At 67.5% G+C, this 21658-nt stretch carries 15 protein-coding genes; 5 read left to right on the forward strand and 10 right to left on the reverse strand.

The genetic code is table 11. From position 1 onward, the window contains the following. The first annotated feature begins 188 nt into the window (after nt 1-188). Both WNM05_RS18665 and WNM05_RS18670 read left to right on the forward strand, forming a co-directional pair. On the forward strand, nt 189-4337 hold the full coding sequence (locus WNM05_RS18665; protein WP_434629723.1) for a response regulator: 4149 nt from the start codon (nt 189-191) through the stop codon (nt 4335-4337). Nucleotide 4338: 1 nt separating this feature from the next. Further along, nucleotides 4339-5355 carry a response regulator gene (locus WNM05_RS18670; RefSeq protein ID WP_434629726.1) on the forward strand — a complete coding sequence of 339 codons (1017 nt, stop codon included), beginning with the start codon at nt 4339-4341 and terminating at the stop codon, nt 5353-5355. A gap of 34 nt (nt 5356-5389) precedes the next feature. Here the strand turns inward: WNM05_RS18670 and WNM05_RS18675 are convergent, their stop codons facing one another. After that, complete coding sequence (locus WNM05_RS18675) at nt 5390-6808, reverse strand: EAL and HDOD domain-containing protein (RefSeq protein WP_434629729.1); 1419 nt, start codon at nt 6806-6808, stop codon at nt 5390-5392. A gap of 52 nt (nt 6809-6860) precedes the next feature. Continuing rightward, entirely contained in the window at nt 6861-7961 is a 1101-nt protein-coding gene (gene aroC, locus WNM05_RS18680) for a chorismate synthase (protein WP_434629732.1), read from the reverse strand. A gap of 153 nt (nt 7962-8114) precedes the next feature. Between aroC and eat the strand changes: the two genes are divergently transcribed. The 3 genes from eat to eutC are packed head-to-tail and all read left to right on the forward strand — an operon-like array spanning nt 8115 to nt 11718. Then, nucleotides 8115-9533 (forward strand): ethanolamine permease, encoded by a 1419-nt coding sequence (gene eat / locus WNM05_RS18685; protein WP_434629735.1) that lies wholly within the window; start codon nt 8115-8117, stop codon nt 9531-9533. Continuing rightward, nucleotides 9530-10912, forward strand: a complete 1383-nt coding sequence (locus WNM05_RS18690) for an ethanolamine ammonia-lyase subunit EutB (protein WP_434629737.1) — start codon at nt 9530-9532, stop codon at nt 10910-10912. The genes eat and WNM05_RS18690 overlap by 4 nt, the downstream gene beginning before the upstream one ends. After that, entirely contained in the window at nt 10909-11718 is an 810-nt protein-coding gene (gene eutC / locus WNM05_RS18695) for an ethanolamine ammonia-lyase subunit EutC (RefSeq protein WP_434629739.1), read from the forward strand. The genes WNM05_RS18690 and eutC overlap by 4 nt, the downstream gene beginning before the upstream one ends. Here the strand turns inward: eutC and WNM05_RS18700 are convergent. From WNM05_RS18700 to WNM05_RS18735, 8 genes are all read right to left on the reverse strand, one after another. Continuing rightward, nucleotides 11697-12515 carry a helix-turn-helix transcriptional regulator gene (locus WNM05_RS18700; protein ID WP_434629742.1) on the reverse strand — a complete coding sequence of 273 codons (819 nt, stop codon included), beginning with the start codon at nt 12513-12515 and terminating at the stop codon, nt 11697-11699. The two genes, eutC and WNM05_RS18700, sit on opposite strands and share 22 nt — an antisense overlap. A 40-nt stretch (nt 12516-12555) precedes the next feature. Further along, entirely contained in the window at nt 12556-13749 is a 1194-nt protein-coding gene (gene manA / locus WNM05_RS18705; protein WP_434629745.1) for a mannose-6-phosphate isomerase, class I, read from the reverse strand. After that, the gene (ptsP, locus tag WNM05_RS18710) at nt 13746-16238 is read right to left on the reverse strand and encodes a phosphoenolpyruvate--protein phosphotransferase (protein ID WP_434629748.1); all 2493 of its coding nucleotides are present in this window, start codon (nt 16236-16238) and stop codon (nt 13746-13748) included. Before ptsP ends, manA begins: the two co-directional genes overlap by 4 nt. 45 nt (nt 16239-16283) lie before the next feature. Continuing rightward, the gene (locus tag WNM05_RS18715; RefSeq protein WP_434629751.1) at nt 16284-16577 is read right to left on the reverse strand and encodes a PTS fructose transporter subunit IIB; all 294 of its coding nucleotides are present in this window, start codon (nt 16575-16577) and stop codon (nt 16284-16286) included. Between the two features lie 21 nt (nt 16578-16598). Further along, a complete protein-coding gene (locus WNM05_RS18720) occupies nt 16599-17639 on the reverse strand; it encodes a PTS fructose transporter subunit IIC (RefSeq protein ID WP_434629754.1) in 1041 nt (346 codons plus the stop codon). A 122-nt stretch (nt 17640-17761) separates the two neighbouring features. Continuing rightward, entirely contained in the window at nt 17762-18391 is a 630-nt protein-coding gene (locus tag WNM05_RS18725) for a 2OG-Fe(II) oxygenase (RefSeq protein ID WP_434629757.1), read from the reverse strand. Nucleotides 18392-18548: 157 nt separating this feature from the next. Further along, the gene (locus WNM05_RS18730) at nt 18549-19829 is read right to left on the reverse strand and encodes a Rid family detoxifying hydrolase (protein WP_434629760.1); all 1281 of its coding nucleotides are present in this window, start codon (nt 19827-19829) and stop codon (nt 18549-18551) included. A gap of 852 nt (nt 19830-20681) precedes the next feature. Continuing rightward, nucleotides 20682-21602: an alpha/beta hydrolase family protein gene (locus tag WNM05_RS18735; protein WP_434629763.1), complete on the reverse strand. Its 921-nt coding sequence runs from the start codon at nt 21600-21602 to the stop codon at nt 20682-20684. Nucleotides 21603-21658 lie beyond the last annotated feature (56 nt).

The following is a 21658-nucleotide window of genomic DNA, read 5'->3' on the forward strand; positions in this document are numbered from 1 at the left end:
TTTTCCGCTCTTTGCGCCTTCCCCGATGAAACAAGCCGCTCGGGCAGATGCCAAAATGCCTTGTCATAGACTACCTTGAATGGGTAAAGCCACTCGAATCATCTAGGCCGATGCCGTGACGGGTGGCGCCGCGCCCCGCGTGGCGGCGATGCATGCTGTCTCCCTCTCCGATCCCGATGGAGCGCGTAATGGAAGCCAGACCGTCCGGCAGAATATTCGGTTTCGACAAGCGGATTGCATTACTAGGCCTGCTGTTATGGGGGCTGCTGGCGGCGGCCGTCACCTGGATCGCCGGCGAGCACGAGCGCGAACGCGCGCTGACCTCGATGCACAACCGGCTGGCATCGCTGGCTCAGCTGCGGCTGGAAATGCTGAGCCAGAGCCTGGAGCGCTATAGCCAAAGCCTGCTGTTCCTGGCCGACACGCCGCCGGTGGCCGGCCTGAGCCGCGCCGGCCTGCACAACGGCCAGGACATCGCGGAGCAGAGCACCGCCGATCTGTGGCGCAGGCGCATGGCCCTGCTTTTCCGCTCCTACACCGCCACCGCGCCGGAAACGCTGCAACTGCGTCTGATCGGCACCGCCGACAACGCCCGCGAACTTGTTCACGTCGTCAACGGCCACAATGGTCCGGTCGACCAAGCGCCGGAGCAGTTGCAGCACAAGGGCGACGCCGACTACTACCAGCAGGCGGTCCGCCTGAAATCGGGCGAAGTCTATCTGTCCGACATCCGGCTCAGCCACGACCGCAGCCAGGACGGCAAGGATCCGCCGTTGCCGGTGCTGAGGCTGGCCACGCCGATCTACGCCGACGGCAAGCTGTTCGCCGTGATGTCGATGAATCTGGACGCTCGTCACTTGCTGTCCTATCTGCGAGTCGGCAGCGGCGAACGCAATGTGCGCGTCTACGTCACCAATCAGGACGGCGACTTCCTCGACCATCCGGACCCGGGCAAGACTTTCGGCCTGGACCGCGGCAAGCGCTGGCGCTGGCAGGACGAATTCCAGCCGCTGCCGCCCCCCGACGGTCATGACGGCCTGCAGCAGTTCCAGTCGCCCGCAGGCGAAGTGTATGCCGTGACGCGCCGGCTGGAACTGGCGCCGCAAAGGCACGACGGCCGCTATCTGGTCATCACCGAGGCGCTGCCGGAATCCATCATCGCCGGCGCCGTCTCCACCACCCGCCGCGACACGCTGCTGTCGATGTGCCTGGGCGGCCTGTTGGTGGCGGCGCTGTCCTGGGTCTACCAGCGTCAGCGCAACCGGCTGCACGAACAGATCCGCCAGACCAACGCCTCGCTGGAAAACCAGGTGCAGCAGCGTATCCAGGAAATCCGGCGCTACGCGGCGCTGCAACGCGCCATCCTCAGCGACGCCAGCTACGCCATCATCGCCACCGACCAGTCGGGCCTGGTAACCATGTTCAACCCGGCGGCGGAAACGCTGCTGGGCGAGTCGGCCGACGAAGTCGTCGGCCGCCGCCACATCACAGACTGGCTGGACGTCTCGGAATTGCAGGAGCTATCGCGGCAGCTGACGCGGGAAAGCGGCACCACACCGGCGAATCCGTTCGAGGCGCTGGTGTCTCGCTCGCGCAGCGGCCAGTCCAACCAGCGGGAATGGACCGTCGCCGCCAGCGACGGTCGCCGCATCCCGGTATCGATAGCCATGACCTCGCTGCGCGACGACGACGGCAGGCTGCAGGGTTTTCTCGGCATGGCCGCCGACATTTCCGCCCAGCAGAAATACCAGCGCGAGCTGATGAGCGCGCGCGACCAGCTGGGCAAGGCGGCCGAAGTGGCCGAGCTGGGCATCTGGACCTGGTGGCTGGCCGACAACGCGCTGGAGCTGAACACTCGGATGTTCGAGATGTACTGCTACCCGCCGGAACTGCGGAACAAGGTGACCTACCAGCACTGGCGCGACCGGCTCCATCCCGACGATGTCGAAGCGGTGGAGCATGAACTGTTCGACGCCGTGGCAGGACGCGGCGTCTACGCGCCGGTCTTCCGCATCGTGCTGCCGGACGGACGGATCCGCTACATCCAGGCCGGTGCGCTGGTCGAACGCGACAATGACGGCAAGCCCTGGCGCGTCACCGGCATCAACCGCGACATCACCGCGCAGCACGAGCTGGAAATGACGCTGCGCGCCGCCAAGGAAAACGCCGAGGCCGCCAGCCGCGCCAAAGCCGACTTCCTGTCCAATATGAGCCACGAGATCCGCACGCCGATGAACGCGATGCTGGGCCTGGCCTATCTGCTGGAAAAACACGGCCTGCCGCCGGAAGCGCTGGACCTGGTGCGCAAGATCCGCATCGCCGGCCGCTCGCTGCAAAGCATCATCAACGACATCCTCGACTTCTCCAAGATCGAGGCCGGCAATCTGGAAATCGAACAGGCGCCGTTCCGGCTCGGCGACGTGTTGGACAATATCTCCACCATCATGAGCGCGAATGTCGGGGAGCGAGACATCGAGCTGATCATCGCGCCGCCCCCGTCCGACATCAACCATCTGCGCGGCGACGCGCTGCGGTTGGAGCAGGTGCTGATCAATCTGACCAGCAACGCCATCAAGTTCACCGAACGCGGCTATGTCGAGGTGGCCATCGACGTGGTCACGGCCCAGCCGCAGCAGGCGACGCTGCGCTTCTCGGTGATAGACAGCGGCATAGGCATTGCGCGCGACAAGCAGCAGGAGCTGTTCGAACCGTTCACCCAGGCCGACGCCTCCACCACCCGCCGCTTCGGCGGCACCGGCCTCGGCCTCGCGATCAGCCGTCGGCTGGTGGCGCTGATGGGCGGCGAGATCGGCCTGATCAGCACGCCCGGGCACGGCAGCGAGTTCTGGTTCACGCTGAGCTTCCCGCGCGAGTCCAACGGCCGCTTGTCGGTCCCGGAAATGGCCGGCCTCAACGTGCTGATCGCCGACGACAACCCGATCGCGCGCGAGGCGCTGCACATCACCGCCAGGGAGCTGGGCTGGCAGGTGGCCTCGGTCGAATCCGGCCGCCAGGCGCTGGACCAGGTACTGGCGGCGCTGGGCGGGCAGACGGCCGTCGACGTGGTCATCCTGGACTGGAAGATGCCGGACATGGACGGCCTGGAGGCCGCCCACGCGATCCGCCGCGCCTGCGACGGCCAGCACATGCCCATCATCCTGATGGCCACCGCCTATTCCCGAGAGAAGCTGTTGGCCGAGCCGAGCGCCGATCTGATCACCGAGGTGCTGAACAAGCCGGTGACGCCGTCGAATCTGTACAACTCGGTCGCGCGCTCGCTGCGGCTGCGCCAGGGCGAAGCGCCCTCCATGCCGAGCGGCCCCGGCCGCCGGCTGGAGGGCCTGCGCCTGCTGGTGGTCGACGACAGCGACATCAACCGGGAAGTCGCGCAGCGCATCTTCGAGGGAGAGGGCGCGCGCGTGTCGCTGGCCGGCGACGGCAAACAGGCGCTGAGCTGGCTTAGCGCCAATTACCACGATGTCGATATCGTGCTGATGGACGTGCAGATGCCGGTGATGGACGGCTACCAGGCCACCCGCGAGATCCGCGCGACGCCGGAGTTCTCCCATCTGCCGGTGGTGGCGCTGACTGCCGGCGCCTTCCAGACCCAGCAGGACGCCGCGCGCGCCGCCGGCATGACCGACTACATCGCCAAACCGTTCGACGTGGAGCTGGCGATCTCGCAGCTGCGCACGCTGTCCGGCCGCAACGTGCAAACGCCGGCGCCGGCGGCCGAACCGGCCGGACAGGCACCGCTGCAGCGCGACCTGCCCGGCCTGGCGGTCAGCCACGGCCTGGAAATCTGGCGCGACGAAACGGTGTATCGGCAATACCTGCGCAAATTCGCCCGCGACTACAGCGACAGCGCCGCCACGATGCGGCTGGCCGGCAAGGTGATCGCGCAATCGCTGGCGCACAAGCTGAAAGGCGCCGCCGGCAATCTGGCGCTGAACGAGGTGTCGGCCGCCGCCGGCGAAGTCGACCGCCTGCTGCAGCTGGACGAAGACGCCGCCGGCGCGATAGACGCGCTGCAGACGGCGCTGACGCAGACGCTGTCGTCGATCAGCCGCTACGCGCCGGCCCCTCGCGACACCGATCCCCCTCCGGCGAAGGAGACGGACAAGGAAACGCTGGGACCATTGCTGCTGAAGGCGCTGGCGGCGTTCAACGCCGACGATCCGGCGGCGGTCGAGCCGATATTGCAGGCACTGGAGCCGTTACTGCCGACCGACCAGCTGTCGCCGCTGCAAAATGCGGTGGAAAACTTCGATTTCCGCGGCGGCGAAGCGGCGATCCGGGCGCTGGCCATCGCGCTGGGCCTTCCCAGGATGACATGATATGCAACAAGCTCCCCTGCTCATCGTCGACGACGAGCCGCAAAACCTGGCGGCCTTGCGCCAGGTTCTGGCGCCCCATTATCCGCTGGTGTTCGCGCGCAGCGGCGGCGAGGCGCTCGCCGCCGCCGACAAGCACCATCCGGCGCTGGTCCTGCTCGACATCGAAATGCCGGACATGGACGGCTACACCGTCTGCCGCCGCATCAAGAGCGACAGACAGATCGGCGCCACACCGATCATCTTCGTCACCTCGCTGTCCGAGGCCGGCAACGAGGCCGCCGGCTTCGAAGCCGGCGCGGTCGACTATATCGTCAAGCCGATCTCGGCCCCCATCGTGCAGGCCAGGGTGCGCACCCATCTGTCGCTGGTGCAGGCGACCCAGCTGGAGAAAAGCCACCGGGACGCCATCTACATGCTGGGCCAGGCCGGCCACTTCAACGACACCGACACCGGCGTGCACATCTGGCGGATGGCGGCCTACGCCGCCGAACTGGCGGCGGCCTGCGGCTGGGGCGCCGACGCCTGTCATCAGCTTGAGCTGGCGGCGCCGATGCACGACACCGGCAAGCTGGGCATACCGGACGCCATTCTGCGCAAGCCGGGCCGGTTGACGCCCGAGGAATGGGAAATCATGAAGACCCACCCGCGCATCGGCCACGACATCCTGATCCGCAGCGAGGCGCCGGTATTCCGGCTGGCGGCGGAGGTGGCGCTGCGCCACCACGAGAAATGGGACGGCAGCGGCTATCCGGACGGCTTGAAGGAACTGGCCATTCCCGAGTCGGCGCGCATCGTCGCGCTGGCCGACGTGTTCGACGCGCTGACGATGCGGCGGCCATACAAGGAGGCCTGGTCGCTGGAAATGGCGCTGGACGCGCTGCAGAAGGGATGCGGCACGCATTTCGAGCCGCGGCTGGTGGCGCTGTTCCAATCCATCCTGCCGCGCATCCTGGAAATCAAGGACGGCTGGGACGAACGCGCGCGTCTCGCCGACAGCAACGAACTGATGATGTTCTAGCTGCGCAGGCGCCGGCGACGCGACCGGCTCCGCGCTACACCGCCTCGACGTTGTTGTGCACCTCGCTGTCGCGCAGCACCACCTGCGCCCATACCACCGCGTCCAGGTAGTACTGGTTGGTCAGGTCCAGATCGAAGTCCAGCACCTTGGCCAGCGCCTCGATGCGGACGTTGTCGCCGTGCTCGCAAGCCAGCGCCAGCGCCAGATAGGGCGCGAAGATGCCTTTCTGCTCCACCACCGCCTCGCGCACCGTCAGCGGCAGTTCCAGCGGGTCCAGCACGTCCGGGAACGGAATGTTCAGCAGCACGTCCAGCAGGGAGAACATGCCGGTCAGGAACAGGTGCTCGGCTTCCAGCTTGTTGCCGCGGTAGCCGCCCAGCTTCTCCATGAAGCGGGCGCGGATCAGCGACTTCTCCAGCAGCGCGATCGCGGTGCCGTCGTCCTTGCGCGAGGTGAACAGCAGCATAGACAGCCATTTGAACAGCGTCTCGCGCCCGAGCAGCAACAGCGTCTCCTCTATCGTCTGCACCTTGCGCGACAGGCCGTGTATCGGCGAGTTGATGAAGCGCAGCAGCTTGAACAGCAGCACCGAGTCCAGCTTGAACTGCGCCTCCACTTCCTTGGGATCGGCATTGGCGCGCAACAGTCGCATGATCTGGAGCACCCGGGTCTGGCTGGTGTCGACCTTGCCGCCCTCCAGCGCGTGCGCGGTCAGCACGAAGGGACCGTGGAACAGGGCGAAGCGGTTGCTGCCCGGCGCGCGCAGGCAGACATCCAGATCCTCGGCGGTGCCGACGTTGCGCGCCATCCAGCGCGCCCCCGGATAACGCTTCGGCAACTGGTCCAGTATCGGCGCCAACACCCGGGTGGACGGGCCGGCGAAGTCCAGCACCATGAAGTCGACCCGGCTGAACAGGTCGGCCTGCAGCGCCGGGCTCAGCACGCCCTGGTCGTACGAGGCCGGCTCCAGCGCGAAACGCAACCCGAGCTTCTGCAACTCGTCCAGCTGCGCCAGCATCTGCTCGGTCACCACCAGATCCGGCACCACTTCCAGCACGAAGATGACGCTGCCGGCCGGCATGCCGCGCAACAGCGGCTCGTCCAGCGAGGTCATCGAGATGTGGACGAAGGCGCGGCGATAGGCCAGCAGCCGGAAGATGTCCATGTTCTGCAGCGTCGACAGCAGCAAGCGGTCGAACTCCTGCTGCTTGTCGGCGACGTTGCGCTTGCCCAGCCTGACGAAGAAATCGTAGGCCACCACCCGCTGCTGGCGGTCCATCACCGGCTGGTGCGACACGAAACCCAGCGTCGCCGGCAGATCGGCCGGCGCTTCGTCCTCCGGCAGCGGCATGGCCGTGTCCGGTTCCTGGCGGACCGGAGGCAAGGCCTCCTCGTCCGCTTCGGGGTTCTTTTTCCGGCGTCCAGCCAAGCCATCGATCAGACTTTTCAGCATGATGCCATCCTATATGAACCGGCCCGGACCCGCGGCCACTGTCAGTTGAATTCTAGCCGATACGACCGGCAATTCTCGGTGTTTCCACCTTGACGTCGCCGCATTGGGCGCGGTGACGCAGCGCATGGTCCATCAACACCAGCGCCAGCATCGCCTCGGCGATCGGCGTCGCGCGTATGCCTACGCAGGGATCGTGGCGGCCGTGGGTTTCCATCGTCACCGCCTCGCCCTGCTTGTTGATCGAGCGGCGCGGCTGGGCGATGGACGAAGTCGGCTTGATCGCGATCGAAACGTCGATCTGCTGGCCGGTGGAGATGCCGCCGAGCACGCCGCCGGCGTGGTTGCTGGCGAAGCCCTGCGGCGTCAGCTCGTCGCCGTGCTCGCTGCCACGCTGGCCGACGCAGCCGAAGCCGGCGCCGATCTCGACGCCCTTGACCGCGTTGATGCTCATCATCGCGTAGGCGATGTCGGCGTCCAGCCGGTCGAATACCGGCTCGCCCCAGCCGACCGGCACATTGTCGGCCACGACGCGGAGCCTGGCGCCTATCGAGTCCAGGCTCTTGCGTATGCTGTCCATATAGTCCTCCAAGCGCGGCACGATGTCCGGATCGGCGCTGAAGAAGGGATTGCCGCCCACATGCTCCCAGCTCTTGAACGGAATGGCCACTTCGCCGATCTGGGTCATGTGGCCGCGGACCACGATGCCGTATTTCTCGTTCAGCCACTTCTTGGCGATGGCGCCGGCGGCGACGCGCACGGCGGTCTCGCGCGCCGACGAGCGGCCGCCGCCGCGCGGATCGCGCACCCCGTATTTGTGCCAGTAGCAGTAGTCGGCATGGCCCGGTCTGAAGGTGTCGGCGATATTGCCGTAGTCCTTGCTGCGCTGGTCGGTGTTGCGTATCAGCAGCGCGATCGGCGTGCCGGTGGTCTTGCCCTCGTAGACGCCGGACAGGATCTCGACGGTGTCCGGCTCGCGGCGCTGGGTGACGTGGCGGCTGGTGCCGGGCTTGCGCCGGTCCAGCTCGGCCTGGATGTCCGCTTCGCAAAGCGCCAGTCCCGGCGGGCAGCCGTCGACGACGCAGCCTATCGCCGGACCGTGGCTTTCGCCGAAGGAAGTTACCGTGAACAAGCGACCCATGCTATTGCCAGACATCTGCTATTCCCCTGTTGCGTATCGTCATCGATTCTAGCACGGCGGGCGGCGGGCTCCGGGCATTGAATCCCGGCGCGTTCACTGGCATTCTTTTTGCATAAGCGGCGACATCCTTCCGACGCGGAAGGCCATTCATCCTGAACAGGAGTCCGCATGAACGCATCGACACCCGGCCTCGCGCGCAAGCTCGGCGGCTGGCAGTTATGGGGCATCGCCGTCGGCCTGGTGATTTCCGGCGAATACTTCGGCTGGAGCTACGGCTGGGCCGCCGCCGGCACGCTGGGCTTCCTCTGCGCGACGCTGTTCGTCGCCGCGATGTACACCGCCTTCATCTTCAGCTTCACCGAGCTGACCACCGCCATCCCGCACGCCGGCGGCCCGTTCGCCTACGCCCGCCGGGCCTTCGGCCCGCTGGGCGGCTTCGTCGCCGGTTTCGCCACGCTGTGCGAGTTCGTGTTCGCGCCGCCGGCGATCGCGCTGGCGATAGGCGCGTATCTCAATGTGCAGTTCCCGTCGCTGGCGCCGAAATGGACCGCCTGCGGCGCCTACCTGGTCTTCATGGCGCTGAACATCGCCGGCGTCGGCATCGCCGCGATGTTCGAGCTCGCCGTCACGCTGCTGGCCATCTTCGAACTCTTGGTGTTCATGGGCGTGGTGGCGCCGGGCTTCAACTGGGCGCACTTCCTGCACCAAGGCTGGGCGGGCCGGGACGATTTCCACTGGGGCGCCGTCGGCGGCATGTTCGCCGCCGTGCCGTTCGCGATCTGGTTCTTCCTGGCGATAGAAGGCGCGGCGATGGCGGCAGAGGAGGCCAAGGATCCGGCCCGAACCATCCCTCGCGCCTACATCGCCGGCATCCTGACGCTGGTGGCGCTGGCCTTCGGCGTGATGGTGATGGCCGGCGGCGCCGGCGACTGGAGCCGGCTGGCCAATATCAACGATCCGCTGCCGCAGGCGATGAAGCGGATCGTCGGCGAGCACAGCGGCTGGCTGCACATGCTGGTGTGGCTGGGCCTGTTCGGCCTGGTCGCGTCTTTCCACGGCATCATCATGGGCTACTCGCGGCAGATCTTCGCGCTGGCCCGCGCCGGCTACCTGCCGCGCGCGCTGGCCGCCGTCCATCCGCGCTTCAAGACGCCCCACCGCGCGATACTGGCCGGCGGCATCGTAGGCATCGCCGCCATCTTCAGCGACGACCTGGTACAGATCGCCGGCCAGCCGTTGACCGCCAACATCGTCACGCTGTCGGTTTTCGGCGCCATCGTCATGTACATCGTGTCGATGCTGGCGCTGTTCCGGCTGCGCGGCCGCGAGCCGGCGCTGCCCCGGCCGTTCTGCGCGCCCTGTTACCCATGGCTGCCGGCGCTGGCGCTGGGCTGTTCGCTGATCTGCCTGATCGCCATGGTCTATTACAACCGGCTGCTGGCCGGCATCTTCGCCGCGATGCTGGCCGCCGGCTACCTGTATTTCCTCGCCACCGCCGGGCAGCGCGCCGCGGCCGCCGCCGACGCGCAATTGCAGGGCGCGACCGAAGCCACCGCCGCCGGCTCCGCCGCGCGGAGTCCGACATGAGCCACGTCATCGCGATAGGCGCGCGCCGCTACCGCTTCGCCGACTTGAAGACGCTGCTGGCGCGCGCCAGCCCCTTGCGCTCCGGCGACCAGCTGGCCGGCGTCGCCGCCGCCAGCGCCGAGGAGCGGGTGGCGGCGCAGATGTGCCTGGCCAACCTGCCGCTGACCGTCTTCCTCGACGAGGCGGTGATCCCCTACGAGGACGACGAGGTGACCCGGCTGATCATGGACGGCCACGACCAGGCCGCCTTCGCCGCCGTGTCCCACCTGACCGTCGGCGGCCTGCGCGACTGGCTGCTGTCCGACGCCGCCACGCCGGGGTCGCTGGCCGCGCTGGCGCCCGGCCTGACGCCGGAGATGGCGGCGGCCGCGTCCAAGCTGATGCGCAACCAGGATCTGATCCTGGCGGCGAAGAAATGCCGCGTCGTCACCGCCTTCCGCAACACCCAGGGCCTGCCGGGCCGGATGGGCGTGCGGCTGCAGCCCAACCATCCGGCCGACGACGCGCGCGCCATCGCCGCGGCGATGCTGGACGGCCTGCTGTACGGCGCCGGCGACGCGGTGATAGGCGTCAACCCGGCCGGCGACAGTCCGGACGACATCCGCGGCCTGCTGACGCTGATCGACGAGGTGCGCCAGCGCTACGCGATCCCGACGCAGAGCTGCGTGCTGACCCATGTGACCACCACGCTGGAGCTGATCCGGCTGGGCGCGCCGGTGGACCTGGTGTTCCAGTCGATAGCCGGCAGCGAGAAAGCCAATGCCGGCTTCGGCGTCAGCCTTTCTCTGCTCGACGAGGCGCATCAGGCGGCGCGGGAACTGCGGCGCGGCACCATCGGCGACAATGTGATGTATTTCGAGACCGGCCAGGGCAGCGCGCTGTCGGCGGGCGCCCACTGGGGCGTCGATCAGCAGACCTGCGAAGCGCGCGCCTACGCGGTGGCGCGGCGCTACTCGCCGCTGCTGGTCAACACCGTGGTCGGCTTCATCGGCCCGGAATACCTGTACAACGGCAAGCAGATCATCCGCGCCGGACTGGAAGACCATTTCTGCGGCAAGCTCTTGGGCCTGCCTATGGGCTGCGACATCTGCTACACCAATCACGCCGAGGCCGACCAGGACGATATGGACGCGCTGCTGACGCTGCTGGGGGCCGCCGGCGTGCACTTCATCATCGGCGTGCCCGGCGCCGACGACATCATGCTCGGCTACCAGAGCACATCGTTCCACGACGCGCTCTACCTCAGGGAGGTGCTGGGCCTGAAGCGCGCGCCGGAATTCGAGGATTGGCTGGAGACGATGGAGATCACCCGCGGCGGCAGGCTGCTGCCGCAGGACAGGCGGCAGCGGCTGCTGTCGCTGATGGAGGGCGTCGCATGACGGAGCACGCGATCACCGAGGACGGCTGGAGCGAATTGTCGCGGCTGACCGCCGCCCGCATCGCGCTGGGCCGCGCCGGCAACAGCCTGCCCTGCCGCGAGACGCTGCGTTTCGCGCTGGCGCACGCGCAGGCGCGCGACGCCGTGCATACCCCGCTGGACACCGCCGCGCTGGCTGGACAACTGGCAGCCGACGGCCATCGCGTCATCGACATCCGCAGCGCGGCAAACAGCCGCGCCGAATACCTGCAACGGCCGGACCTGGGCCGCCGGCTGGACGAGGCCAGCCGCGAGCGCTTGCTGGCGGAAGCCGACAAGGGCTGCGATCTGCTGATCATCGTCGCCGACGGCCTGTCCTCGCGCGCCCCCGCGCTGCACGCCGCGCCGCTGCTGCGCGAGCTGCTGCCGCGGATACGGGAGATGGGCCTGGCAATCGGCCCGGTATTGATCGCGCGCGAGGCGCGGGTGGCGCTGGGGGACGAGGCCGGCGAGGCGCTGAACGCGAAGATGACGGCGATGCTGATAGGCGAGCGGCCCGGCCTCAGCTCGCCGGACAGCCTGGGCCTTTACCTGACCGCGTCTCCGCGCGCCGGCCGCAGCGACGCCGAGCGCAACTGCGTGTCCAATGTGCGGCCGGACGGCCTGCCCTATCCGCTGGCCGCATTCAAGCTGGCCTGGCTGATCGCCGCCGCGCGCTGCCAGCCCACCGGCGTCGGCCTGAAGGACGGCAGCGCCGCCGATCCGCGCTGGGCGGCGCTGCTGGCCGGCCAGGCGGCGCTGGCCGCTCAGGCGAACTCCCGGCGATAGGCGCACGGCGTCATCGCGCAGCGGTGCTTGAACACGCGATGGAAGTAATTGACGTCGGCGTAGCCGCAGCGGGCCGCCACCGCGCTCAGCGGCAACTGCCCCTGGCGCAGCAGCGCCTTGGCCAGGTCCAGCCGCCCCTGGGCCAGGAATTCGCAGAAGCCCTGGCCCAGGTGCTGGCGGAACAGCCTGGACAGCTGGGTCGACGAGATGCCGAAGCGCAGCGCCACGTCCTCGCGCGTCAGCGGCGCGTACAGGTGCTCGCTGATGTACAGGCAGATGGCGCGAAAGCGGTTGCCGCCCTGCTGCCACTGGCTGTCGCGCGCCTCGTCGTACAGCGTCTGCAGCAAGGCCAGCAGCGCCTGGCCCTGCAGCCGCATCACGTCCGGGTCGGCGCCGTCGCGACACAGGCCGGCCAGCACGTCCAGCATGCCGTTCAGGCTGCCTCGCTGGGCCAGCACCATGCTTTCCTTGTGGGTGCTGATCACGCCCTGTGGCCCCGAGCGCACCAGGCTGAAGCCTATCCGGGCGTAATCGAACAGGATGTGCAGCACCTCGCCATTGGCGCACCAATTCGGCAGCGTCCAGTGCTCGGCCGGGACGAACAATGCCTCCTGCGCCGACAGACAGCCGTTCTCGCAGCCTTCGTGGCTGTAGTGGTAGCGGTTGGACAGCACCAGCTCCAAGCGCGGAAAATGCACTTGGTAGGCGCCGGCCGGCATATGCTTGCCGGCCGGCGCGTGGCACAGCCGCGCGAGCGCGGACGGCCAGCTCAGGCGGAAGGACGGGGACGACGCCATGTCTTCAATCCGGTCTCGGTCTGGACTGTCGCCCACCTTATCACTTGCCGGCCAGCGGGCAAAACGCGCGGTAGGCCAACGCCAGCCGCCCGGCCCGCGCCTCGCACTCCAGGCCGGGCTGCAGCAGGGCGCTCTGTCCCTGCTCCAGCGCCAGCTCGCCGTCGCGATGGCGCAGCCTCAGACTGCCGTCCACCACCAGCAGCACCTCCGGCCCCCCGCTGCGCCAGCTTGCGGATTCGCCGTCGCCCAGCAGCAGCCGGTCCAAGGCGAAATAATCGCCGCCGCAACGCGGATACGCCGCCAGGCCGCAACCGTCCGGCGCGGCCAGCACCGCCGGGCGCACCGGCGCGTCGTCCATCACCTCCAGCAGCGCCTCCACATCGACCGGCTTGTCGGTCAGACCGGCGCGCAGCACATTGTCGGAATTGGCCATCAGTTCGATATTGCGGCCGTGCAGATAGGCGTGCGGCAACCGGGCCGGCTGGCAGATGGCCTCGCCCGGACGCAAGCCGACCAGATTCAGCAGATAGCAGGCGAACACGCCCTTGTCGCCGCCCCGGGTGTCGGCCAGCCGCCGCGTCCAGTGGTCCGGATCGTCCGGCCCGACGTCGCCGGCCAGCGCCAGCCTTTCCCACAGCGGCCGCAACAACGCCGCCGCCTGCTCTTGCGGCAGCCTCAGCAGATAACGGTACAGCGTCGCGCCCCCTTCCCGCTCCAGCCTGAGCCGCAGCGAGCGCCATTCCGGCTGCCGCGCCAGCAAGGCGTCGATTTCGCCGTCCGGCCTCAAGCCATGCAGCAGCCAGAACGGCGACAGCGCCACCATCATCTCCGGCTTGGCATACGGGTCGCGGTAGTGGCGCCGCTCGTCGTCGGCGGCCAGGCCGGCGGCATTGTCGCGGGCGAAGCCGGCCCGCGCCTGCGCCTCGTCCGGATGCACCTGGACGGACAGCGGCGCGTCCACGTCCAGCACCTTCATCAGGAAGGGCAGGCGGCGGCCGTGCCGGCGGCTGACCGCCTCGCCGAGAAAGGCGGCCGGCTGATGGGCGATGGCGTAATGCAGCGGCTGCGGCCCCTGCGGCGTCGCGATCACCGACGGCGCGTCCTCGTGCGCGCCCAGCCACCACTCGGCGAAGCGCCGCTCTTCGGCATTGTCCAGGCCCAACATGCGGGGAATGAAGCGGCGCCCCCCCCAGGCGTAGTGCTGGGCCAGGCCGTACAGCGGGAAGGCCCTCATGCCTCGCGCTCCAGCCGCTCCCGTAGCAAGGCCTGCAGACGCTCGGGGTCGCGCTCGGCGCGCAGCGCCCGGCGGAAGTCCTCGTGCATCACCAGCCTGGCCAGCCGCGAGAAGAATTTCAGGTGCGCCGAGCCGGCGTCGGCGGCGTTGAAGGCCAGCAGCAGCACCATGTCCACCGGCTGCCCGTCGCTGGCGCCCCAATCCACCGGCTCGGCCAGCCGGGCCACGCACAAGGTCGGATGCAGCACATGGCCGGATTTGGCGTGCGGGATGGCGAAACCGTGTCCCAGGCCGGTGGAATACGCCTGTTCGCGCAGCCACAGGTCCTCCTCCATGCCATAGCGGTCGTCGCAGCGCTCCAGCAGCCACAGCCGGTCCACCATGCCCTTGATGACCGCCGCCTTGCTGCGCCAGGCGGCATCGGGCATCAGGCAGTCTGCCGTCAGCATCGGCAGGGCCGGCCGGGCGGCGTCGCTGTCCACCAGCGCCCTCACCTCGGCGCCGTCCGCGCATTGCAGCGCCCGCGCCAGCAGCGCCCGGCAGCGCCCGGCGTCCAACTCGCGCAATCGGCGCCGGCAAGGCTGCAGCGACGGCGCGCTCATGCTCAACTCGTCGAAACCGATGCCCAGCAGCAGCGGCAGCGCCTGCGGCGCGGCTGCCGCCTCGCCGCACAGGCCTATCCAGCGCCCGTGGCGGTGTATGGTGGCCACCGCCTGACTCAGCGCGGCCAGAAAGGCCGGATGCAGGCTGTCGTACAACTGCCCCACGCGCTCGTTGTCGCGGTCGGCGGCGAACAGATACTGCGTCAGATCGTTGCTGCCCACGCTGAAGAAATCGACCTCGCGGCAGAAGGCGTCCAGCTGGAACAGCACCGACGGCACTTCCAGCATGATGCCCATCGGCACGGCCTCGGCCAGGCCCAGCGCGTCCCGCTCCTCGTCCAGCACCCGCCGCGCCCAGCGCGCCTCGGCCAGCGTGGCGACCATCGGGATCATCAGCTTGACCGGCCCCAGCTCGCCGGCGCGCAGCACGGCCCTGAGCTGGGCCCGGAACGCCGCCTGCTGGTCGGGATACATCCGGATCGCCCGATAGCCGAGGAAGGGATTGGCCTCCGGCGGCGCCGGCAGGCAGCGCGCCGGCTTGTCGCCGCCGACATCGAAGCTGCGGATGATCACCGGCCGGCCGGCGGCCAGCCTCACCACCTCGGCGTAGCACTGGAACTGCGCCTCCTCCCCTGGCGGCGCATCGGCGTCCATGAACAGCATCTCGGTGCGGAACAGGCCCACGCCGTCGGCGCCCTGGGCGAAGCCCAGCTGGGCCTCGGCGGCGGAGGCGATATTGACGGCCAACTCCAGCCGCTGGCCGTCGGCGCTGGCCGATATCCCGCCGCAGGCCTGGGCCAGCCGCCATCGCCGCTGGGTCAGCAGCGCCTCTTCTTCCCGGTAGTAGTCCAGCACCGCCTCTCCCGGATCCTGGAACAGCGCGCCCAGACCGGCGTCCAGCACCGCGGTCCTGCCGACGCCGCCGGCGATCGCGGTCCGCGGCACGCCGGTCAGCACCGGCAGCGAGAACGCCCGAGCCAGGATGACGGTGTGCGAGCTCAGTCCGCCGCGCGCCAGCAACAGGCCCCGTACCCGGCCGCGGTCCAGCGCCAGCAACTCGCCGGGCGCCAGTTCCTCGGCCCACAGCAGCGCCGCCGCCGGCAGCTCTGCCTCGACCGTCGCCTCTCCCGGCATCAGCATGTCCAGCAAGCGCCGGCCGACGTCGCGGATGTCTATCTCCCGCTCGCGCAGGTATTCGCTGACAGACCCGGCCAGCTGCGCGCGGTAATGGGCGACCGCGGCCGCCACCGCCCGCGCGGCGCCGGCCCCCGCCGCCACGGCGGCCTCCAGCCGGGCGCGGAAATCGGGATCGCGGACGATGGCCAGATGAGCCCGCGACACCGAGGCCGCCTCGTCGCGCAGCCGTTCGGCCTCCCGCTGCAGGCGCTCGGCCAGCGCCAGGCAGGCGGCGTCCAGCGCCTCGCGCTCGACATCCGGCTCCCCGGACATCGGCAACCGCTCCGGCTCCGGCATCAGAAAGCCCTGGTGGACGCGCAACTCGCCTATCGCCACCCCCTGGCCGGCCGGCTGGCCGAAGCAAGGCGACGGCGACAGCTCGGCCAGACCGCGCGGCAAGGCCCGGCTGGCAGTCGGCGCGGCGGTCAGCGCTTCGTCGCAATGCGGCAGCGTCTGCGTCAGGAAACGGCCAAGCTCGATGGCCACCCGCTCGGACTCTTCGCCGGCTATCTCGATATCGACGACATCGTTGAACAGGATGTCCCCGCCTATCAGGCTGAGCACGCTCTTGGCGTCGGCCAGCTGGCCGTTGCGCTGGTTTCGCCAGCGGATGGCCGCGCCGAAACCGGCGCAGAATTCGGCAATCCGGCTGGCCGGACGGGCGTGGATGCCGTTGGGCAGCGGACAGATCAAGGTGAGGCTGTGTGACATACGGCGGCTTTCCTCATGCGCCGGGCCGGTACGGCCCGGCCGGGTTCACAGCAGCGCGAAGACCGCGTTGGCGTCCTTCAGCACGTTCTGGATCGGCACCCGCACCACGCGCTTGTCCTCGAAGCGCTCCTCGCCCTCGATGGCGATGTCGACAGCCAGCAGCACCACGTCGGCCGCCTGTATGTCGCGGCGGGACAGCTCGTTCTCTATGCCTATCGCGCCCTGGGTTTCCACCTTGACGTCGTGGCCCAGCTGGCGGCCTATGCTCTCCAGCTTCTCGGCGGCCATATAGGTGTGGGCGATGCCGGTCGGGCAGGCGGTGATGGCGACGACTTTCATGATCGTTTCCTTGCGTGTGGGTCAGACGGAGGCCGGAGACTCGGCCGGCGCGCCGGCCCTGGCCTTCAGCAGATTGATGGTGACGGCGACCAGCAGCACGCCGGCGACGATGGCCAGGCCGAACATCAGCCGGTTGTCCACCACCGGCAGCACGATGGGACCGCCGTGCGGCGCGTGGTCGCCGACGCCGCCCAGCATCGCGATCATGCCGCCCAGCGCCGAACCGGCGACGATGGTCGGTATCACCCGCAGCGGATCGGCGGCGGCGAACGGAATCGCGCCCTCGGTGATGCCTATCATGCCCATGCCCAACGCGGCGGAGCCGGCTTCGCGCTCCTGCTCGCTCCACAGCGATTTGCGCAGCTTGGTCGCCAGGCCCAGACCCAGCGGCGGAATGCAGACGGCGGCGGCCACCGCGCCCATCACCTGGTACTGTCCCTCGGCTATCATGCTGGCGCCGAAGAAGAAGGCCACCTTGTTGACCGGACCGCCCATGTCGAAGGCCACCATCGCGCCCAACAGCGCGCCCAGCGCCATCGCGTTGGCGCCGCCCATGGCCTTGAGCCAGGCCCCCATCGCCACCATCAGCTTGGCGATCGGCACGCCCAGCACCTCGAACATCAGCGCGCCTATCGCCAGCGACGACAGTATCGGAATGATCAGGATGGGCATCAGCGGCCTCAGCGGCTTGGCCACCGGCATCTTCTTCAGTCTCTCCACCACCCAGCCGGCCAGCAGGCCGGCGATCAGCGCGCCGAGAAAGCCGGCGTTGACGGTGTGGGCGATCTGCCCGCCCACCATGCCGGCGACCAGGGCCGGCTTGCCGGAACGGGCGTAGGCGATGTAGCCGGCCAGCACCGGCAGCAACAGCGCGAAGGCGCTGGCGCCTATGTCCATCACCAGTTTGAGCAGGGGGGAATGGCTGAAGTCCGGCCCCGAGACGGTCATCGGCGCCAGCGAGATCGCCAGCGCGATCAGAATGCCGCCGCTGGCGATGAAGGGGATCACGTGCGATACCCCGGTGAGCAGATACTGCTTCCATTGTTCCAGTCGGGCCTGCATTTCTCTCTCCATCCTGTTGCCGGATGGAGAAAGGCTACCGCAGGCCGCCGGGCGCGATATAGTGGCGAGATCGGGCCGGACTGGACTTTTTTGACATCAGCGGCGCGCGGACCGGCCGCCGGCTACCAGGGCAGGCTGCCCCCCTGTCGGCGATACCAGCCGGTGACGGACAGCCGCTGCCGCCGCGCCGGCAGCACCTCGTGCCAGAAACGGTCGGCCAGGAACAACACCAGCGTGCCGGCCTCGGGCTCGACGTCGACGAAACGCTCACAAGCGTCGTCCAGATACAGCCGGATCTGGCCGCCGCCGTCGGCCGGCCAGTTTTCGTTCAGGTAGAACACCGTCGTCAGCGCGCGGGCGTCGTCGTCGCGGAAGCGGTCCAGGTGCTTCTTGTAGAACGCGCCTTCCGGATAGACGGCGAAGTGCGATTCCAGCTCGACCAGTCCCAGATACAGGCCGCGGTTCACCGCCTGCATGATCTCGGCCATCGCCGCGTTGTAGGCGCGCACCGCCGGCAGTTCGTCCACCTGGTCCAGCCACAGCACGGAGTCGGAACGGATTTCGGCGCGGCGCGCCTGGCCGCCGGCGCGGCCGGTGGCCGCCTCGTGGAAGCGTCCCTGCTCCCAGACCTCCAGGCAGGCCTCGCGCAGATCGGCGACCAGTCGGGCCGGCAAGGCGCGGGGAATGACGATCCAGCCCTGGTCGGCCAGGGTGTCGAGTACGGCGTCGAGTTCGAATTGCAGCGCGGTCATGTCTGTCTTGCTCAAAAAACGGGCTGACGCTTTCTACCACAAGCCGCCCCCGCTGGCGAATGTCGAATGTCGATCATTTGGCGACGAACCGCCGGGCGGCGCCATCGGAAAAGGGGCCGAGCGATGCTCAAGCCCCCTGTGTCCGCAAAACCGCCCTTTATGCTTTCGGAGGCGTGCCTTCGGCATTGGCCACCACGGCATCGATTTGAATCATCGCGCCGCGAGGCAGCGCGGCGACGCCCACCGTCCTTCGCGCGGGAACGCCGCCGGGGAAGAAGCTTGCGTAAACCTCGTCCACCGCGTCGATGTCGGCGATGTTTTTAAGGAAAACATTCACCTTGACCACATCGCTCATCAGGTGGCCCGTGCTTTCGACGATGGCCTTGATATTGTTCAGGCACTGCCCGGCCTGCTCCTTGACGCCGCCGGCTACCAGTTCATCGCTCGCGGCGCTCAAGGGCAGCTGGGCGGAAAGGTGGCTGTAATGGGAAAAGGCCACCGCTTGCGTGGAAAGCGCGCACCGGGGGGCGTTTTCCGTATCGTGCGCCCTGATCACGATGCCATGCCTGTCCTCGACGGCTTGCGGCGGCGTGCCGTCGCCATGCGAGACGACGGCTTCGATCTGGACCAAGGCGCCCATCGGCAGCCCGGAAACTTCGACGACGGTGCGGGCCGGAACATAGGCGACGGCGCGGGCGATGGCCGAGTCCGGGAAGCAGGCGCGGCAGGCTTCGTTTACCGATTCGATATCCGACAGGTTTTTAAGGAAGATATTGACTTTGACGATATCGTCGAACGGAACGGCGATATTTTCCAGAATGGCCCTGATGTTCCGCAGGCATTGCGCCGCCTGCTCCCTCGCGCCGCCGGCTACCAGCCTCCCGGACTCGGGGTCGATCGGCAACTGCGCCGAGAGATTGTTGTAATGGGAAAAGGCGACCGATTGCGTGGACAGCGGGCTGAGCGGCGCGTGGTTCGTATTGCTTGCGATCTTGACCAGATCGCCGGCTTGCGGCGCGTCGGGAATGGTGCCTTCGCCATTGGATAGCAACGCTTCGACCTGCACCAGCGCATTCTGCGGCAAGGCGGCGACGGCGGCTACCGTCAACGCGGGAGCATAGCCCTGAAAGTAACGCGAATATACCTGATTGACGACATCGATATCCGAGATGTTCTTCAGGAAAATGGTGATCCTGATCACATCGTCCATCGCATGCCCTATGCTTTCGACGATGGCCTCGATGTTTTTGAAACACCGCTCCGCCTGCTCCTTCGCGCCGCCGGCCACCAGCTTGCCGGTCATCGGGTCCACCGGTAATTGGGCGGACAGATTATTGTAATGAGAGAAAGCGACGGTCTGGGAATACGGCCCCATCGCCATCGGCGCATTTTTCGTATTCCTGGCCAATACCGTATTGAAGCGACTCATGATGATCATTACCTGTTCAGTTTGAATTTAATCCGCAGTATCGCCATATCCATATCGCTTCACCATCGACAGCCGCGATGATTTTATCGACCAGACGGGTCTTGCAAACCGGGGCCAATAAAACAAACTCGATTAAAGCTGGCTGAATGGAATATCGAAAGCAAGGCAATCACGATTTCGAATTTTATCGATTCCGGACCCGGTTCTGTCAACACCGCTTATCGACAAAAGAAACGCAAATCAAAAATTCAAACCGAGTAAAACGTTGCCATGACTGGCTGTACCTATTCATCATGTCTCATTTTTGAATAAAACAGCGCTTTAATACCTGTCGCGTTTATTTGAAATACCACTGCACCCGCAGCGATCCATTCAAAACAACTTGCAAGCAAACATATTCAAAAAAGACAGGATTTGACGGCGATCAATACAAGCGAATCGGCAGCGGCGATATTAATCGGCAATCGCAGTTTGAGAGCCGCTAACAAAACCGCGTAGCGTACCCGAGCCAAGGCGCGCCGACGCAGGCAGTACAAGTAGTACGACAAGGAGGCGCAACGCAGGATCAGGGGTTTGGTTAGCGGGTCTAAGAGCCGCTAACAAAACCGCGCAGCGTACCTGAGCCAAGGCGCGCCGACGCAGGCAGTACAAGTAGTACGACAAGGAGGCGCAACGCAGGATCAGGGGTTTGGTTAGCGGCTGTAAATGGTGGAAAGAGTCAGGCAGAACGGTACCCGGCCATTTGGCCGCATTCGCGTGGCGGGATGCCGAGACGGCAGACCGGCGGCCGCACCGCACCGGCAAGGACTGAAACGGTCCGGGCACTTGATCCAGCCTGCCCGCCTCCCCGGCCGGACAGGCTCAATAATTCTCAGCCACCTTGTCGTAACGTCCCGCCAACCAGTCCAGGACCAGCGGGAAATGGTCGCGCGGCGCGTCCGGGTGGGTCAGCAGCGACACATGGTCGTAGTCGTGCAGATTGCCGGCCCGGCGCGCCAGCAAGCGCAGCCGCGACACATGCGGGCCGGACTCGTCCCGGAAGCGGCGCACGTCGTCCGGATGGCCGCGGCACGGATCGTCGGCGGCGGCGAAATACAGTATCGGCGGCAGATGGCCGCCGCGCGCGGCCTTGGCGTAATCGAAGCCGTCGTCGCTGTCCACCCAGGGCCTGGGCTGCGCCCACAGTTTGCTCTGCAGATGGCTTTTGTCGCTCTCGTCGTCGGCTCCTAGCCCGATGCGCCGCGCCGGCAGGTAGCCGCAGGCCTTGATCAGCCAGCGCGCGGCGGTGTTCCACAGGAAATCGACCTCGATCAGCTTGTTCAGATTGCGCACCCGGACGCTGCGCTTGGACCCGAAATACACCGCGTTCGCCACCTGGGCGGCGATGGACGGGAAGCGCGCCAGGCAGCTCGTCATGTGCACGCCGCCCCAGGAATGCGCGATCCAGCGCACGCGACGGCCGCCGCTGCGCTCGCGGACGAAGGCGTGCAAGGCCGGCAGGTCCTCGCAGATGGTTTCGGTCTGACCATGGCGCGAGCGCGGGCCGGTCTTCGGCGTGCTTCGGCCCCGGCCGCGCAGATCGGCGACGTAGACATCGTAGCCGGCGTCGGCCAGATAATGGGCCAGGCCCTTGCCCGACTCGGTATAGAAGGTGCGGCCGTTGGCCATCACGCCGTGCACCATCAGCACCGGCTCGCCGCCGTCCCAGCCGCAGATGCGTTTCAGGTACAGGCGCTCGCCGTCGCCGACCGGCACCCATAAGTCCTGTTGCAGTTTCTCCATGGTCTCCTCGCTCGGTGGTGCCCCCGCCGTCTGCGCGGCGATTCAAGCAAACGCTT

The organism is Chromobacterium sp. CV08 (assembly GCF_051129845.1).
Classification (GTDB): domain Bacteria; phylum Pseudomonadota; class Gammaproteobacteria; order Burkholderiales; family Chromobacteriaceae; genus Chromobacterium.